The following is a 15,339-nucleotide window of genomic DNA, read 5'->3' as shown; positions in this document are numbered from 1 at the left end:
CATCTGGCGTACGGGTCGCCCCGCCTTCCGGACGTACCGGTCGGCGGGGCGATCGCGTCCACCGCCAGAATCGGTGCATGCCGGAACTGCGAGAGATCCTGAAGTCCCTGCGCGTCTGGGACACCGAACTGCCCGAGTTCGACCCGTCGGCGGCCCCGTCCGCCCCGCTGCCGCTCTTCGTCGAGTGGTTCGCCGAGGCCGTCGCCGCGGGCCAGACCGAGCCGCACACCATGTCGCTCGCGACGGTGGACGGCGACGGCCTGCCCGACGTCCGTACCGTGATGCTGCACGGCGCCGACGAGGACGGCTTCCACTTCGCGTCCCACGCGGGCAGCGCCAAGGGCCGCCAGCTCGCGGCGCACCCCCGGGCCGCGCTCGGCTTCTACTGGCCGGCGCAGGGCCGCCAGATCCGCGTACGCGGTGATGTCACCACGGAGTCGCCCGAGGTGAGCCAGGCCGACCTCCACGTCCGCTCGACGGGAGCACTGGCGGCGGCCCTGGTCGGCCACCAGAGTGAGGTCCTCGGCTCGCAGCAGGAATTGGAGTCGGCCTCGGCCGCCGCCTGGGAGCGCGCGCAGGCCGACCCGACCGCCCCCGCCCCGACCTGGACGGCCTACGCGCTGGCGCCGCGCGAGGTGGAGTTCTTCCAGGGCGACGCCCGCCGCCGCCACCTCCGCCTCAGGTACCGCTGCACGGAGACGGGCTGGGTACGGGAGCTGCTCTGGCCGTGACCGGGCGGCCTCATGCCACCGAGGGCTCGGGGTCCGAGGCGAGGCGGGCGTGCAGGTGCATGTCCCGGAAGGCGTCCCGCCGCCCCGCCTCGAACATCGCCCCCCGCAGCGTGCCCTCGTACCGGTATCCGCCGCGCTCGGCGACCCGGCAGGACACCTCGTGCCCGAGTGCGTGGTCGAGTTCGATCCGGTAGAGGCCGAGTTCACCGAAGGCCAGTCGCGACGCGAGGCTCAGCGCGCGGGTCGCGACCCGGCGCCCGCGCGCCTCGGGCAGCACCCAGTAGCCGACGCGGGCGGTGCGGAACGCGGGCGTGATCGCGTTGACGCCGACGTGCCCGAGTATCTCTCCGGTGCTCTCGTCGGTGACGCAGCACGCCACGGATTCGCCGCTCGCCAGCGCCTCCTGGCGTGAGCGCAGGTATGCATGCGCGGCGGCGAGGTCGTCGACCGGGACGAGCGTGGTGTTCCAGCGCCGGAACTCGGGGTCTCCGAGCCCTCGCAGCACCGCGGCGGCGTCCCCCTCGTCCCCGGCCCGCCAGCCGCGCAGAAGCAGTCCGTGGCCACGTATCTCGAGGGTGTCGGTCATGAGGTGTCAGCCGTTCTCGGGTGCGGTGAAGGTGTGGACGGCGAAGTCCCGCACGGGACGGTAACCGATGCGCAGGTACAGGCCGTTGCTCGTCGCGTTGGCGAGGTCGGTGAAGAGGAGCACCTCGCTCGCGCCCGCGGCCCGGGCGGCGCGGCTGACCTCGGCGGTGACCGCTCCCGCGTAGCCGCGGCCGCGCAGCTCCTTCGGTGTGTAGACGGGTGAGACCCGGACCGTTCCGGCGGCCTCGCGGGTCCGGCCGGCCATGGAGACGGGCACGCCGTCCGCGGTCTCCCAGAGGGTGACGCCGCCGTACGAGATCCGCTCGTCGGCCCATTCCTCCGAGCCCGAGGCGCCGCCCGGAGTGCCGGCGTCCGCGGCGAACTCGTTGCGCCACCGGACCAGCAGCTCCCGGTCCGCCCCGGTGGCGACGCGGGGCCGCCCGGCGGGTGCGGGCAGCGGCGGGGTGAGGTCGCCGAGCCGGTACAGGCGCTGCTCGATGGCGCGGTGGGCCCGCGCTCCCGTGCGGGACTGCCAGGCGTCGGCGAAGGCGGCCGAGGCCGCGTCGACCCCGAACACGCCGGTCACCGGCCGCCCTTGGAGCGCGGCGGCGAGCGCGTCCGCCTGCTCCCGGTCCAGGGGGCTGATGCTCAGCCGGAAGGGCTTCGTCCACAGGAATGTCCCGCTCACGCCGCCGTCCGGCCCGTACAGCACCCCGAAGAGCTGCCCCCGCGCCCCGTACACCGCCGGCCCCCGTTCCCGCAGGCTCGCGGTGACGCCGAGGGCGACCGTGTGCAGGGCGGGCTCGGCGCGCAGGTAGTCGCCCGCGCGGGCGAGGAAGTCGTCGACGTCAGCGGTGAGGTGCCAGCCGGGCACGGGAGCGGGGGTCTCTGTCATGACGGCATGGTGCCGCCCCTCCCCTCACGTCCGCGAGCGAAATACCGGGACGGAGAAGTCCTCCACCTGCCGGAAGGTGACCTCCAGCGGCATTCCCACGCGCAGCTCGCCGCCGTCGGCGTCCACGATCTCCGTCATCATCCGCGGGCCCTCCGCGAGGTCGACGACGGCCGCGATGTACGGGGTGCGGGTGTCGAAGGGGGGCAGGTCGTTCCGGTGGACGACGGACCACGTGTAGAGGACGGCCGTCCCGGACGCCCGCTCCCACGCCACGTCCTCGCTCCAGCAGTGCGGGCAGAACTCGCGCGGATAGTGATGGGCCCGCTCGCACGCGCGGCAGCGGCGGAGCAGCAGCGTCCCGTCGGCGGCCGCGTCCCAGTAGGGGCGGGTGAAGACGTCGGGCTCGGGGACGTCGAACCGTACGGTCGCGGGAAGAGTCACAGGAAGAGTCCGATCGCCGCGTCGAGGGACCAGGCCTGCCAGGACATGGCGAAGAGTGCCACGAGCGAGATGAGGGCCATCATCGCGTTCTGTCCCTGCTCGGCCCAGTCGTGGATCATCAGGACCAGGTACAGGAGGTTCAGGAGCAGCCCGCCGATGAGGGCCACCGGTGTCAGCAGGCCCACCACGAGCCCGAGACCCAGGGCCAGTTCGGCGTAGACGACGATGTACGCCATCACTTTCGGCCGGGGGGTGACGACCGCGCCGAAGCCGCTGCGCACGGCGTTCCACCGGTGCTTGGCGGCGACGTCGGCGGCCCAGGCGATGCCGGTGCCCCGCTCGAACCAGCCCTTCTTGTCCTTGTGCCGCCAGCTCTCCAGCCACCACAGTCCGAGGCCTATGCGCAGCACGGCCAGCCATTCGACGCCGTCGAGCCAGATCGAGTCCACGACCGGGGCCCTCCTCTCCGTTTCTGACGGAACGTCAGTTCAGCGCACACGGGGGCGCCACCGCAAGGGGCGTACGCCGTGATGAATTCGCAACCGATTCCGGTCTTGACCGAGACCCATCAAATCGAACCGTGATTACGCTCGCACTCATGGTCACCGAGCCCGCGCCCGCCGCACGCAACCAGGACCGCCCCGTGTACGTCATCGGGGGCGGCCCGGGCGGCCTCGCCGCGGCCGCGGCGCTGCGCGAGCGGGGCGTACGGGCCGTGATCCTGGAGAAGTCGGAGCACGTCGGGGCGTCCTGGCGCCGCCACTACGACCGCCTCCACCTGCACACCACCCGCAAGCTCTCCGGGCTCCCCGGCCTCGCGATCCCGCGCCGCTTCGGCCGCTGGGTGTCCCGCGACGACGTCGTGCGCTACCTGGAGAAGTACGCCGAGTTCCACCAGCTGGAGATCGTCACCGGCGTGACGGTCTCCCGCGTGGAGCGCACGGAGGACGGCTGGCTCGTGCGCGCCTCGGGCGGACGCGAACTGGCCGCGAGCGCCGTCGTGGTCGCCACGGGCTACAACCACACCCCGCGCCTGCCCGACTGGCCGGGCCGCTCCTCGTACACGGGCGAGTTCCTCCACGCGGGCGACTACCGCAACGCCAAGCCGTACGCGGGCCGCGACGTGCTCGTCGTCGGCGTCGGCAACACGGGCGCCGAGATCGCCGTGGACCTGGCCGAGGGCGGCGCGTCCCGCGTCCGGCTCGCGGTCCGTACGGCGCCCCACATCGTGCGCCGGTCCACCGCGGGCTGGCCCGCGCAGCGGACCGGCATCCTGTGCCGCAGGCTGCCCGTGGCGATCGTGGACCGCCTGGCCCGCCCCATGGCGAAGCTCAGCGTGCCCGACCTGACGGAACAGGGCCTGCCCAGACCCACGACCGGCCTCTACTCGCGGGTGCGCGAAGGCGCGATCCCCGTGCAGGACGTCGGCCTGATCGAGGCCGTGCGCACGGGCAAGGTCGAACCCGTCGCGGCCGTCGAGTCGTTCGAGGACGGCAAGGTGCTCCTCGCCGACGGCACGCACATCGCCCCCGACGCGGTGATCGCGGCGACGGGTTACCGCCGCGCGCTGGAGGGCCTGGTGGGTCACCTCGGCGTCCTGGACGACCGGGGCCGCCCGACCACGCACGGCCGGCGGACGGACCCCGCCGCGCCCGGCCTCCACTTCACGGGCTACACGAACCCGATCAGCGGCATGTTCCGCGAACTGGCCCTGGACGCACGGAAGATCGCGAAGGTGATCGCGGGCTGACCGCGGCCACCGCCGTCCCGTCACCTGCCCGCCCGCAGGCACGCACGCCCGCACGCACGGCGCCATCTGTCCGCGCCCCGTCCATCACACCCGCCCACAGTGGCCACATCCCGCCGTTCCAACCCGCCCGCCCGTGGGAACACCCGTAACAGCCTTTGCTTGCAGCCCTGTTCCTGACACAGCGTCAGTTCAGTAATCTGACACTACGTCAGTTAGTGAGCACCAGTCGAGGAGCGGGCGGACCCGATGCTTGGATCGACATACGGCACCCTGACCACCGACCCCCGCCGGGCCCGCACGATCGCCTGCGGAGAGCAGCCGGCACCTACCGTGCACGGCAGGGCGGACGACCTGGACGTGAGCGGCAGGCCACTGCACCGCGAGGTGCCCGACCTGGACCGCTTCTTCCGGCCCGAATCGATAGCGGTCATCGGCGCGTCCGACGCCGAGGGCCGCCCGAACACGGGCATCACACGCCAGCTGATCGCTTGGGCGGAGCGCGTGGGCGCCCGCCTCCACCCCGTGCACCCCACCCGCGAGACCGTCTTCGGCATCCCGTGCTCGCCGGGCGTCTCCGCGCTGCCCGAACCCGTCGACCTCGCCGTACTCCTCATCTCGGACCCGCTGCCGGTCATCGAGGAACTGGCCCAGGCCAAGGTGAAGTTCGCGGTGGCGTTCGCGTCGGGCTTCGCGGAGACCGGCGAGGAAGGAGCGGCCGCGCAGTCGTCCCTGTCCGCGGCGGTCAGCCGCTCGGGCATGCGGCTGCTGGGACCGAACACGAACCTGAACGCGTTCTCCGAGTTCCGCGACGACCTCGAAGGACCGGCGATCGCCCTCATCACGCAGTCGGGCCACCAGGGCCGCCCCCTCTACACGATGCAGGAGCTGGGCGTACGGCTCTCGCACTGGGCACCCACGGGCAACGAGGCGGACCTGGAGACGGCGGACTTCATCTCGTACTTCGCCGAGCGCCCGGAGGTGGGGGCGATCGCGTGTTACGTGGAGGGACTGAAAGACGGCCGCGGGTTCCTCCTCGCGGCGGACCGCGCGGCGCGCAACGGCGTACCCGTCGTGGCCGTCAAGGTCGGCCGGACCGAGACGGGCGCCCGCATGGCGGCCTCCCACACGGGCAAGCTGACCGGCGCGGACACGGTGGTGGACGCGGCGATGCGGCAGTTCGGCGTGATCAGGGTCGACGGACTCGACGAACTCCAGGACACCGCGGCCCTGTTGGCGCGGGCCCGGCCCCCGCGGGCGGACGGCGTCGCGGTCTACTCGATATCGGGCGGCACCGGCGCCCACTTCGCCGACCTGGCCACCCGCGCGGGCCTGCCCCTGCCGGCGCTGTCCGAGGCGAAGCAGCAGGAACTGCACCAGTGGATCCCGGAGTACCTCAACGTCGCGAACCCGATCGACAACGGCGGCCACCCGGTGGGCGACTGGCGCGGCCCCAAGATCATCGAGTCGATCCTCCAGGACCCGTCCATAGGCGTCCTGATCTGCCCGATCACCGGCCCGTTCCCGCCGATGAGCGACAAGCTGGCCCGGGACCTCGCGGAGGCGGCGGAGCGCACGGACAAGCTGATCTGTGTCGTCTGGGGCTCGCCCCTCGGCACCGAGGACGCCTACCGCGAGACGCTTCTCGGCTCCTCGCGCCTCGCGACGTTCCGCACGTTCGGGAACTGCATCACGGCCGTCCGCGCCTATCTGGACCACCACCGGTTCACCGCCGCCTACCGCTCCCCGTTCACCGATGCGCCCCGCACGCCCTCCCCCTCCTTCCGCAAGGCGCAGGCCCTGATGCGTCCGGGCCGCCAGCTCAGCGAGCATGCCGCGAAGCAGCTCCTGCGCGCGTACGGCATCCGCGTACCGCGCGAGCAGCTCGTGACCAGCGCCGCGGCGGCGGTACGGGCGGCCGGGCAGGTCGGCTACCCCGTAGTCATGAAGGCGTCCGGCGCGCGGCTGGCCCACAAGTCGGACCTGGGCCTGGTCAAGGTCGGCCTGACCTCGGCCAGCCAGGTCAGGGACGCCTACCGGGAACTCACCGACATCGCCCGCTACGAGGGCCTCGACCTGGACGGCGTCCTGGTGTGCCAGATGGTCGAGCGGGGCGTCGAGATGGTCGTCGGGGTCACCCAGGACGACCTGTTCGGCCCGACGGTGACCGTGGGCCTGGGCGGCGTACTCGTGGAGGTGCTGCGGGACACGGCGGTGAGGGTGCCTCCCTTCGCGGAGGACCAGGCGCGGGCGATGCTCGACGAACTACGGGGCAGGCCGCTCCTGGACGGGATGCGAGGGGCGCCGCCCGTGGACCTGGACGCACTGGTGGAGGTCGTCCTGCGGGTCCAGCGCATGGCCCTCGAACTGGGCGACGAACTCGCCGAGTTGGACATCAACCCGCTCATGGTGCTCCCCCGGGGCCAGGGCGCGGTGGCGCTCGACGCGCTCGCCGTGTGCCACTGAGATCCGCCGGTACCGCCCACCGCACGCCTCCGCACAGAGAAGAAGAGGTCATGTCCGCCACCATCGAGTGCACGACCGCCGACGCCGTCACCTGGATCACGCTCAACCGTCCCGAGGCCATGAACGCGCTGACCTGGGACCAGCGCGAGGAGATCATCGGCATCCTGAACAGCGCCTCCGCGGATCCGGACGTGCGCGCCGTCGTCATCACGGCGACCGGCAGGGGCTTCTGCGCCGGCGCGGACCTGCGGGGCGCTCCGGCCACCGGGCCCCGCGTGCCCGGCGACGTCGCCCGCACGATCCGGCTCGGCGCGCAGCGTCTGATCGCGGCGGTCATGGACTGCGAGAAGCCGGTCGTCGCGGCGGTCAACGGGACGGCGGCCGGCATCGGCGCGCATCTGGCGTTCGCCTGCGATCTGGTGCTCGCGGCGGAGTCGGCCCGGTTCATCGAGGTCTTCGCGCGCCGCGGCCTGGTCCCGGACGGGGGCGGCGCCTATCTGCTGCCGCGCCTGATCGGGCCGCAGCGGGCCAAGGAGCTGATGTTCTTCGGCGACGCGCTCTCCTCGGCGGACGCGGAACGCCTGGGCCTTGTCAACCGCACGGTCCCGGACGGGGAGCTGCGCAAGACGGCCCAGGAGTGGGCGGCGCGCCTGGCGAGCGGTCCGACCCGGGCCATCGCCATGACCAAGCAGCTGGTCAACGCCTCCCTGGAGTCGGACCGCGCGACGGCGTTCGCGGCGGAGGCTACGGCGCAGGAGATCAACATGGCGACGGCGGACGCTCAGGAGGGCGTGGCCTCCTTCAAGGAGCGGCGCGACCCGACGTACAAGGGCCGGTAGCTCTTCAGCGCTGGACGCCGTCATGGAATTCGGGCCCACCACTTCCTATCTGACGTATCGTCAGCTTCAATCGTAGGTGTGATGGGACACGCAGGAATGGCAGCGACGGTGGTCAGGTACCTCCGGTCGGTCGGTGCGCCCACGTCGGCCGAGCCGGTGGACGCACTGCCGCGTCCGGAGCTACGGGCCGTGGGCGAGGACGAGCGGGCGCCACTGGACCCCGGCGAGTTCCGCCGCGTCCTCGGGCACTTCGCCACCGGCGTCACCGTCGTCACAGCCCCGCCCCCGCACCCCGGCGCTCCCCCCGCGGGCTTCGCCTGCCAGTCCTTCTCCTCGCTCTCCCTGGACCCGCCGCTGGTGGCGTTCATGGTGGCCCGTACGTCCACGACCTGGCCGCGCATCGCGAGCGCCGGCGTCTTCTGCGTGAACATACTGGGCGCGGACCAGGGCGCGTTGTGCCGGTCCTTCGCCGCGCGCGGCGCGGACAAGTTCGCGGGCGTCGAGCACGACGCGGCGCCCGTGACGGGCTCGCCGCGGATCGCGGGCGCGCCCGCCTGGGTCGACTGCACGATCCACGCCGTCCACACGGGCGGGGACCACCTCATCGTGGTGGGCCGGGTGGAAGCGCTCGGGACGGGGGACGGCGAGCCGTCCCCGCTGCTGTTCCACAAGGGCGCGTTCGGCCGCTTCGAGCACTGATCAGGCCGGTCCGGCCACCAGGCCCGCACCGGCATCGGCATGACGGCGGCGGATGACAAGTGCCAACAGGGCCGCCGCGGCGCACAGCGCGCCGGACGCGTACCAGACGACGTCGTACGAGCCGAACGTGTCACGGGCGACGCCGCCGAGGAAGGCGACCAGCGCGGCACCCACCTGGTGCGAGGCGAGCACCCAGCCGAACACGATCGCGCTGTCCTCTCCGTAGTGCTCACGGCACAGGGCCAGGGTGGGCGGCACGGTGGCGACCCAGTCGAGCCCGTAGAAGACGATGAAGAAGATCATCGGCGGGTGGACGGACGGCGCGAGGAGCATGGGCAGGAACAGCAGGGAGATCCCGCGCAGCGCGTAGTACACCGCGAGCAGCCGCCGCGCGTCGAAGCGGTCGGTGAACCAGCCCGACGCCACCGTTCCGACGACGTCGAAGACCCCCACCACGGCCAGCAGCGAGGCCGCCGCGGTGATCGGCATCCCGTGGTCGTGCGCGGCCGGCACGAAGTGCGTCTGGACGAGCCCGTTCGTGGAGGCGCCGCAGATCGCGAAGGTTCCGGCGAGCAGCCAGAAGGGCCCCGTACGGGCGGCCTTGAAGAGCACGCCCACGGTGCGGCGGGCGGCCCCGGTGACGGGCGGCGGCTTCTCGACGAACTCCTCGGAGCCGTACGGGGTGGTACCCACGTCGGCCGGGTGGTCGCGCAGCAGCAGCCACACGAACGGCACGACGGCGAGCGCCGCGAGCGCCACCGTCACGGCCGCGGGCCGCCAGTTGTGCGCCTCGACGAGCCACGAGAGCAGCGGCAGGAAGATGAGCTGCCCCGAAGCGGACGCGGCCGTGAGGATGCCGGTCACGAGCCCGCGCCGGGCCGTGAACCACCTGTTGGTGACGGTCGCGGCGAACGCGAGGGCCATCGAGCCGGAGCCGAGCCCGACGAGCAGGCCCCAGCACAGCAGGAGCTGCCACGCCGAGTCCATCCACACGGTCAGGCCGGAGCCGGCCGCGATGACGACCAGGGCGACGGCGACCACGCGCCGGATGCCGAACCGGTCCATGAGGGCGGCGGCGAAGGGCGCGGTCAGCCCGTACAGCGCGAGGTTGATGGAGACGGCGAGGCCGATGGTGCCGCGGGACCAGCCGAACTCCTCGTTCAGCGGGTCGATCAGCAGCCCCGGCAGGGACCGGAAGGCGGCGGCGCCGATGATCGTCACGAAGGTGACGGCGGCCACGAACCAGGCGCGGTGGATACGGGGACGGGGGCGCGGCGGACGGGAGGCGCCCGCGCCGGGCGAGCCCTCGGCCGCGGTGGTCGGTGTCATGTCCGTTGTGTGCGTCACAGCAGACAGCATCGGATCACCGGCCCGCCCCGGACGAGTGGCCCGAAAGACAGCCTTCGTTAGGATCGGGCCATACACTCGGAGCCATGCCCGAGACTCCCGCAGCACGCACCCGGCGCCCCCACCGCGTGGTCGTCCTGGCCCTCGACGGCGTGCTCCCCTTCGAACTCGGCATCACCCAGCGCATCTTCACCCGCGCCAAGGACACCGGGGGCCGGCCGCTGTACGAGGTCGTGACCTGTTCGGTCAGGGAACCCGGCCCCGTGGAGACGGACGCCGACTTCGCCGTCCTGATCAGGAACGGCCCGGAGGCACTGGCGACCGCGGACACGGTGGTCGTTCCCGCGTCGTACGAGCGCGGCCCCGTCCTCGACGAGGGCGTACTCACCGACGAGCTGGCGGCGGCCTTCGCGCAGGTCAGGCCCGGCACGCGGATGGTGTCGATCTGCACCGGCAGCTACGTTCTCGCCGCGGCGGGCTACCTGGACGGGCGCCCGGCGACCACGCACTGGGCGTCGGCGGAGCACTTCCAGCGGCTCTTCCCCAAGATCAAGGTCGACGCCGACGTCCTCTACATCGACGACGGCGACGTCCTGACGTCGGCCGGGGTCGCCGCGGGCATCGACCTCTGCCTGCACCTGGTCCGCCGCGACCACGGCGCGGCGGTGGCCAACGAGGTGGCCCGCCGCACCGTCGTCCCGCCCCACCGCGACGGCGGGCAGGCCCAGTACATCCACCGCCCCGTGCCCGAACCCCAGCTCGCGACCACGACCAAGGCCCGCGCCTGGGCCCTGGCCCGCCTCCACGAACCGCTCCAGCTGCGGGACCTGGCCGCCCAGGAGGCGATGTCGGTCCGCACCTTCACGCGCCGTTTCCGCGAGGAGGCCGGCGTCAGCCCGGGCCAGTGGCTCACCCAGCAGCGGGTGGAACGGGCCAGGCACCTGCTGGAGTCGAGCGACCTGTCGATGGACCAGGTGGCGCGCGAGTCGGGCTTCGGCACGGCGCAGTCGATGAGGCAGCACCTCCAGACGGCGCTGGGCGTGACCCCCACGGCCTACCGCCGGACGTTCCACGCGACGAACCCGCAGGGCGCGGGCCGGACAGCCCAGGCGCAGTCAGCCGACGTAGGCGCAGGTCAGCCCACGTAGGCCCAGCTCAGAACACCAGCACCCCCCGCGCCACCCTCCCCTGCTGCGCGTCCTCCGCCGCCTTCGCGAAGTCCTCGACCGGGTACGTCTCCGTGACCAGCTCGTCGAGCAGCAGCCGGCCCTGGCGGTACAGGTCGGCGTAGAGCCTGATGTCACGCTGGGGCCGCGAGGAGCCGTAGCGGCAGCCCAGGATGGACTTGTCGAGGAAGAGCGAGGCGACGACGAAGGACGCCTCCGCGTCGGCGCCCGGCATGCCGAGGAGTACGGCCTGGCCGTGCCGGTCGAGGAGGTCGACGGCCTGCCGGACCAGCTCGACGCGGCCGACGCACTCGAAGACGTGGTCGGCGCCGGTCGGCAGGACGTCCCTGACCCCGTCGGCCGAGGTCAGGAAGTCCGTGGCGCCGAACTGCCGCGCCACCGCCTCCTTGTCGGGGTTCGCGTCGACGGCGACGATCCTCGACGCGCCCGCGATCCGGGCCCCTTGCAGCACGTTGAGGCCGATCCCGCCGGTCCCGATGACGACGACGGTGTCGCCCTGGTCCACGCGCGCCCGGTTGAGGACGGCCCCGACGCCGGTCAGCACCCCGCACCCCATGAGCGCGGCCGACGTCAGCGGGATCTCCGCGGGAATCGGCACGGCCTGCACGGCCTTCACGACGGTCCGTTCGGCGAACGAGGAGTTCGCGGCGAACTGGTAGAGCGGCGTTCCGCCCCGCGAGAACGGCTGCGTGGGCCTCCCGATCGCCTTGCGGCACATGGTCGGCCGCCCCCGGTCGCAGTCCGCGCAGGCGCCGCAGTTGGCGAGCGTGGACAGCGCCACATGGTCCCCGGGCGCCACATGCGTGACGCCCGAGCCGACGGCCTCCACGACCCCCGCGCCCTCGTGCCCGAGCACGACCGGTGCCGGGAACGGGATGGTCCCGTCGATCACCGACAGATCGCTGTGGCACAGCCCGGCGGCCGCGACGTCGACGAGCACCTCCCCCGGCCCCGGATCGCGTATCTCGAGATCGTCGACCACGTCGGCCCGGACCCCGTCGAACACGACACCCCTCATGACGACTCCCTCGTCTCCCTGGGCAGCCCGAGCACGCGCTCGGCGATGATGTTGCGCTGGATCTCGTCCGAGCCGCCGTAGATCGTGTCGGCCCGGCTGAAGAGGAACAGCCGCTGCGCGGCGTCGAGTTCGTACGTATCGTCAGGCGTCCAGTCCCCGGGGCCGGCGGCGGCGAGCGCGCCCCGCGCCTGGAGGGCGAGTTCGCCGAGGCGCTGGTGCCAGCGGCCCCACAGGAGCTTGGCGACGCTCGGGGCGCCCGGGTCCTGCGCGCCGCCGAGCGTGCGCAGCGCGTTGAACCGCATGACGCGCAGCTCGGCCCACTGCCGCACGAGGCGGTCCCTGAACAGCGGGTCCCCGGCCGCGCCCGTACGCACCGCGGTCCGTACGACCTCGGCGAGTTCGGCGGCGAAGCCGATCTGCTGGGCGAGCGTCGAGACGCCGCGCTCCAGGGCGAGCAGCCCCATCGCGACCCGCCAGCCGTTCCCCTCGCCGCCGACGACGTGCTCCACGCGCGCGTGCGCCCCGTCGAAGAAGACCTCGTTGAACTCAGCCGTGCCGGTCAGCTGCCGGATGGGCCGCACCTCGATCCGGCCCGGCTGGTCCATCGGCACGAGGAGGAACGACAGTCCGTGATGGCGCCGCGAGCCCGCCTCGGTGCGCGCGAGCACGAAGCACCAGTCGGCCTCGTGCGCGAGCGATGTCCACACCTTCTGCCCGGTCACGCGGTACGTGTCCCCGTCGCGCACGGCGGCCGTGCGCAGGTTCGCGAGGTCGGAACCGGCGCCGGGCTCGCTGTACCCCTGGCACCACAGCTCCTCGCCGGAGGCGACGGGCGGCAGGAAGCGCTGTTGCTGCGCCTCGTCGCCGTAGGCGATCAGGGTCGGGGCGAGCAGGTTCTCGCCGATGTGCCCGTGGCGTGCGGGCGCCCGGGCCCGCGCGTACTCCTCGGCCCAGACGACCTGCTGCGTCAGCGAGGCGGCCCGGTTGCCGTACCCGCCGCGCTGCCACCCGAGCCCGATCCACCCGGACGCACCCAACTCCCGCTCCCAGGACCGCCGTACGCCGGCGCCCTCGTGCTCACTCCCGGGCCCGCCGCGCCCCCGGGCGACGGCGTACTCGCCGGCGAGGTGCTCCGCGAGCCACGCGCGGGCCTCCCGCCGGAACGCCTCGTCCTCATCCCCGAACCCGAACTCCACAACGCGCCTCCGCCCCCGGCCTCGACATCACTGATTGGGCCGCGCTTTCGCCGCGGCCGCCTCGGCCATCGCCTCCAGTTGCGCGAGCATCGGCATCGGATCGACGCCGACGGTGCCCGGCAGGAAGTCCGCGATCTTGTCCGGGGTCCAGCCGCCCTCCGCGTAGCCCGAGCGCAGCTCCCTCGGCTGGGCCCACACCGCGATCTTCGGGCCGGCGATCGTGTACACCTGCCCGGTGATCCTCTCGGCACGGGCGCGCTCGCTGAGCAGATAGACGACGAGCGCGGCGACGTCCTCCGGCTCCCCGATCTCCTTGAGCTCCATGGGCACGTTCGCCGACATACGGGTACGGGCGACGGGTGCGACCGCGTTCGCCGTCACGCCGTACTTGTGCAGTCCGAGCGCGGCGCTGCGTACGAGCGAGATGATCCCGCCCTTGGCGGCGCTGTAGTTGGCCTGCGCCACGGATCCCTGGTGGTTGCCGCTGGTGAAGCCGATGAGCGTGCCCGACCCCTGCTTGCGCATGACGGCGGACGCGGCCCGGAACACGGTGAACGTGCCCTTCAGGTGCGTGGCGACCACCGGGTCCCACTCCTGCTCGGACATGTTGAACAGCATCCGCTCGCGCAGGATCCCGGCGACGCAGACGACGCCGTCGATCCGCCCGTACCGGGCGAGCGCCACGTCGACGATCCGCTGTCCGCCCGCCATGGTCGAGATGTCGTCGGCGACGGCGACGGCCTCGCCGCCGGCCGCCTCGATCTCCTTGACGACGGACTCGGCGATCTCGCTCGCCGGTTCGCCGCCCTCGATGGACACCCCGTAGTCGTTGACCACGACCCGTGCGCCCTCGGCGGCGCAGGCGAGCGCGACGGCCCTGCCGATGCCGCGCCCGGCCCCGGTGACGGCCACCACCTTGCCTGCCAAGAAGTTCCCCACGTCCGGCCCCTTCCCGCGGTTTCTGACGGACCGTTAGATTCTATGACCCGTCAGATACCCGAAGACAAGCCCCCGGGGAGCACTCATGTCGTTGCCTGCCGAGTTCCACGAGATGGCCAAGCGCGTCAACAACTGGGGCCGTTGGGGCGCCGACGACGAGATCGGCACGCTCAACCTGGTCACCGACGAGGTCGTGCGCGAGGCCGCGGCGACCGTCCGCACCGGCCGCCGGATACCGCTCGCGCTGCCCCTCAAGGAGGACGGGGTGCAGACCGGGATGATCCCCGGCCGGGTCAACCCGCTCCACACCATGGTCCAGATCAACCACGAACTGTTCGGCCCCGGCACCGTCGCCACCAGCGACGACGCGGTGACCATGGGGCTCCAGACAGCCACCCACTGGGACGCCCTCACACACGTCTCGCACTCGGGCCGCATCTACAACGGCCGCCCCGCCGACACGATCACGGCGCACGGCGGCGCGCAGTTCAGCGGCATCGACAAGGCCCCGCACGTCGTCTCGCGCGGCGTCCTGCTCGACGTCGCCGCGGCGAAGGGCGTGGACCGGCTGCCCGGCAACCACGCCGTGACACCCGAAGACCTGGACGAAGCCGCGGAGTTCGGCCGGGTCACCGTCCACCCCGGCGACATCGTCCTCGTCCGCACCGGCCAGATCCAGACGTACCTGGCGGGCGACAAGCACGCGTACAGCTATCCGTCGCCCGGCCTGTCTGTGCGCACGCCCGAGTGGTTCCACGCGCGCGACGTGGCCGCGGTCGCGAACGACACCCTCACCTTCGAGATCTTCCCGCCGGAGATCGAGAACCTCTGGCTGCCCGTGCACGCCCTCGACCTGGTCGAAATGGGCATGCTCCAGGGCCAGAACTGGAATCTGGAGAACTTGTCCACAGCCTGTGCACAAGATTCGCGCTACGCGTTCCTGCTGTCGGCGATGCCCGAGCCCTTCGTCGGCGGCACCGGCACACCCGTGGCCCCGGTCGCGATCCTGTAGACCCCAAAAGGCTTGCTCCACAAGGGAGTTCAGAACCGGACGGCGATGCGACCTGCACCGCCGCCCAGCCCCCGGCGCCCGGGCCCTGCTCCCCCCGGCCTCCGGGGGAGCCGGCCACCGCGGCACGACCCGTACTCGCCGAGGGCTCCCGTCACCGGAACCCTCGGCGTCCCCTCGCCACGAATCGCTGACCACAAGCGTGATCAAACGGACACCCGGCGTCAACACCCGTAAGGA

At 72.6% G+C, this 15,339-nt stretch carries 15 protein-coding genes; 7 read left to right on the top strand and 8 right to left on the bottom strand.

What is annotated here, in order from left to right; translation table 11 throughout:
* Nucleotides 1–77 precede the first annotated feature (77 nt).
* A complete protein-coding gene (locus ACWFR4_RS18350; RefSeq protein WP_453455675.1) occupies nucleotides 78–731 on the top strand; it encodes a pyridoxine/pyridoxamine 5'-phosphate oxidase in 654 nt (217 codons plus the stop codon).
* 10 nt (nucleotides 732–741) lie between these two features.
* Here the strand turns inward: ACWFR4_RS18350 and ACWFR4_RS18345 are convergent, their stop codons facing one another.
* The 4 genes from ACWFR4_RS18345 to ACWFR4_RS18330 are packed head-to-tail and all read right to left on the bottom strand — an operon-like array spanning nucleotide 742 to nucleotide 3,101.
* Complete coding sequence (locus ACWFR4_RS18345; RefSeq protein WP_453455673.1) at nucleotides 742–1,317, bottom strand: GNAT family N-acetyltransferase; 576 nt, start codon at nucleotides 1,315–1,317, stop codon at nucleotides 742–744.
* 6 nt (nucleotides 1,318–1,323) lie between these two features.
* On the bottom strand, nucleotides 1,324–2,211 hold the full coding sequence (locus ACWFR4_RS18340; RefSeq protein WP_453653277.1) for a GNAT family N-acetyltransferase: 888 nt from the start codon (nucleotides 2,209–2,211) through the stop codon (nucleotides 1,324–1,326).
* A 24-nt stretch (nucleotides 2,212–2,235) separates the two neighbouring features.
* Nucleotides 2,236–2,652 carry a Zn-ribbon domain-containing OB-fold protein gene (locus tag ACWFR4_RS18335; protein WP_453653275.1) on the bottom strand — a complete coding sequence of 139 codons (417 nt, stop codon included), beginning with the start codon at nucleotides 2,650–2,652 and terminating at the stop codon, nucleotides 2,236–2,238.
* On the bottom strand, nucleotides 2,649–3,101 hold the full coding sequence (locus ACWFR4_RS18330; RefSeq protein ID WP_116512441.1) for a DoxX family protein: 453 nt from the start codon (nucleotides 3,099–3,101) through the stop codon (nucleotides 2,649–2,651). Before ACWFR4_RS18330 ends, ACWFR4_RS18335 begins: the two co-directional genes overlap by 4 nt.
* A 149-nt stretch (nucleotides 3,102–3,250) precedes the next feature.
* On the opposite strand from ACWFR4_RS18330, the gene ACWFR4_RS18325 reads away from it, so the two are divergent.
* From ACWFR4_RS18325 to ACWFR4_RS18310, 4 genes are all read left to right on the top strand, one after another.
* The gene (locus ACWFR4_RS18325; RefSeq protein ID WP_453653273.1) at nucleotides 3,251–4,402 is read left to right on the top strand and encodes a flavin-containing monooxygenase; all 1,152 of its coding nucleotides are present in this window, start codon (nucleotides 3,251–3,253) and stop codon (nucleotides 4,400–4,402) included.
* Between the two features lie 246 nt (nucleotides 4,403–4,648).
* Nucleotides 4,649–6,865, top strand: coding sequence for an acetate--CoA ligase family protein (locus ACWFR4_RS18320; RefSeq protein ID WP_453653271.1), 2,217 nt, complete (start codon nucleotides 4,649–4,651; stop codon nucleotides 6,863–6,865).
* 50 nt (nucleotides 6,866–6,915) lie between these two features.
* A complete protein-coding gene (locus ACWFR4_RS18315) occupies nucleotides 6,916–7,704 on the top strand; it encodes an enoyl-CoA hydratase/isomerase family protein (RefSeq protein WP_453653269.1) in 789 nt (262 codons plus the stop codon).
* Nucleotides 7,705–7,785: 81 nt separating this feature from the next.
* Entirely contained in the window at nucleotides 7,786–8,403 is a 618-nt protein-coding gene (locus ACWFR4_RS18310) for a flavin reductase family protein (RefSeq protein ID WP_453455659.1), read from the top strand.
* Here ACWFR4_RS18310 and ACWFR4_RS18305 read toward each other — a convergent pair whose 3' ends face one another.
* On the bottom strand, nucleotides 8,404–9,732 hold the full coding sequence (locus tag ACWFR4_RS18305; protein ID WP_453455656.1) for an MFS transporter: 1,329 nt from the start codon (nucleotides 9,730–9,732) through the stop codon (nucleotides 8,404–8,406).
* A gap of 104 nt (nucleotides 9,733–9,836) precedes the next feature.
* On the opposite strand from ACWFR4_RS18305, the gene ACWFR4_RS18300 reads away from it, so the two are divergent.
* Nucleotides 9,837–10,898 (top strand): GlxA family transcriptional regulator, encoded by a 1,062-nt coding sequence (locus tag ACWFR4_RS18300; protein WP_453653267.1) that lies wholly within the window; start codon nucleotides 9,837–9,839, stop codon nucleotides 10,896–10,898.
* A 7-nt stretch (nucleotides 10,899–10,905) separates the two neighbouring features.
* Here ACWFR4_RS18300 and ACWFR4_RS18295 read toward each other — a convergent pair whose 3' ends face one another.
* Genes ACWFR4_RS18295 through ACWFR4_RS18285 form a run of 3 tightly spaced genes read right to left on the bottom strand, consistent with a single transcriptional unit; the run spans nucleotide 10,906 to nucleotide 14,090 of the window.
* Nucleotides 10,906–11,955, bottom strand: coding sequence for a Zn-dependent alcohol dehydrogenase (locus ACWFR4_RS18295; protein ID WP_116512434.1), 1,050 nt, complete (start codon nucleotides 11,953–11,955; stop codon nucleotides 10,906–10,908).
* Complete coding sequence (locus tag ACWFR4_RS18290; protein ID WP_453653265.1) at nucleotides 11,952–13,151, bottom strand: acyl-CoA dehydrogenase family protein; 1,200 nt, start codon at nucleotides 13,149–13,151, stop codon at nucleotides 11,952–11,954. The genes ACWFR4_RS18295 and ACWFR4_RS18290 overlap by 4 nt, the downstream gene beginning before the upstream one ends.
* Before the next feature lie 27 nt (nucleotides 13,152–13,178).
* Entirely contained in the window at nucleotides 13,179–14,090 is a 912-nt protein-coding gene (locus tag ACWFR4_RS18285) for an SDR family NAD(P)-dependent oxidoreductase (protein ID WP_453455647.1), read from the bottom strand.
* A gap of 85 nt (nucleotides 14,091–14,175) precedes the next feature.
* Here ACWFR4_RS18285 and ACWFR4_RS18280 point away from each other — a divergent pair, with 85 nt between their 5' ends.
* On the top strand, nucleotides 14,176–15,102 hold the full coding sequence (locus ACWFR4_RS18280; protein WP_453653263.1) for a cyclase family protein: 927 nt from the start codon (nucleotides 14,176–14,178) through the stop codon (nucleotides 15,100–15,102).
* The last annotated feature ends 237 nt before the right edge of the window (nucleotides 15,103–15,339 follow it).

This window comes from Streptomyces sp. NPDC055140 (assembly GCF_053607285.1).
Note: the sequence above shows the minus strand (reverse complement) of the source record. Positions and strands in the feature narration are given on the sequence as shown.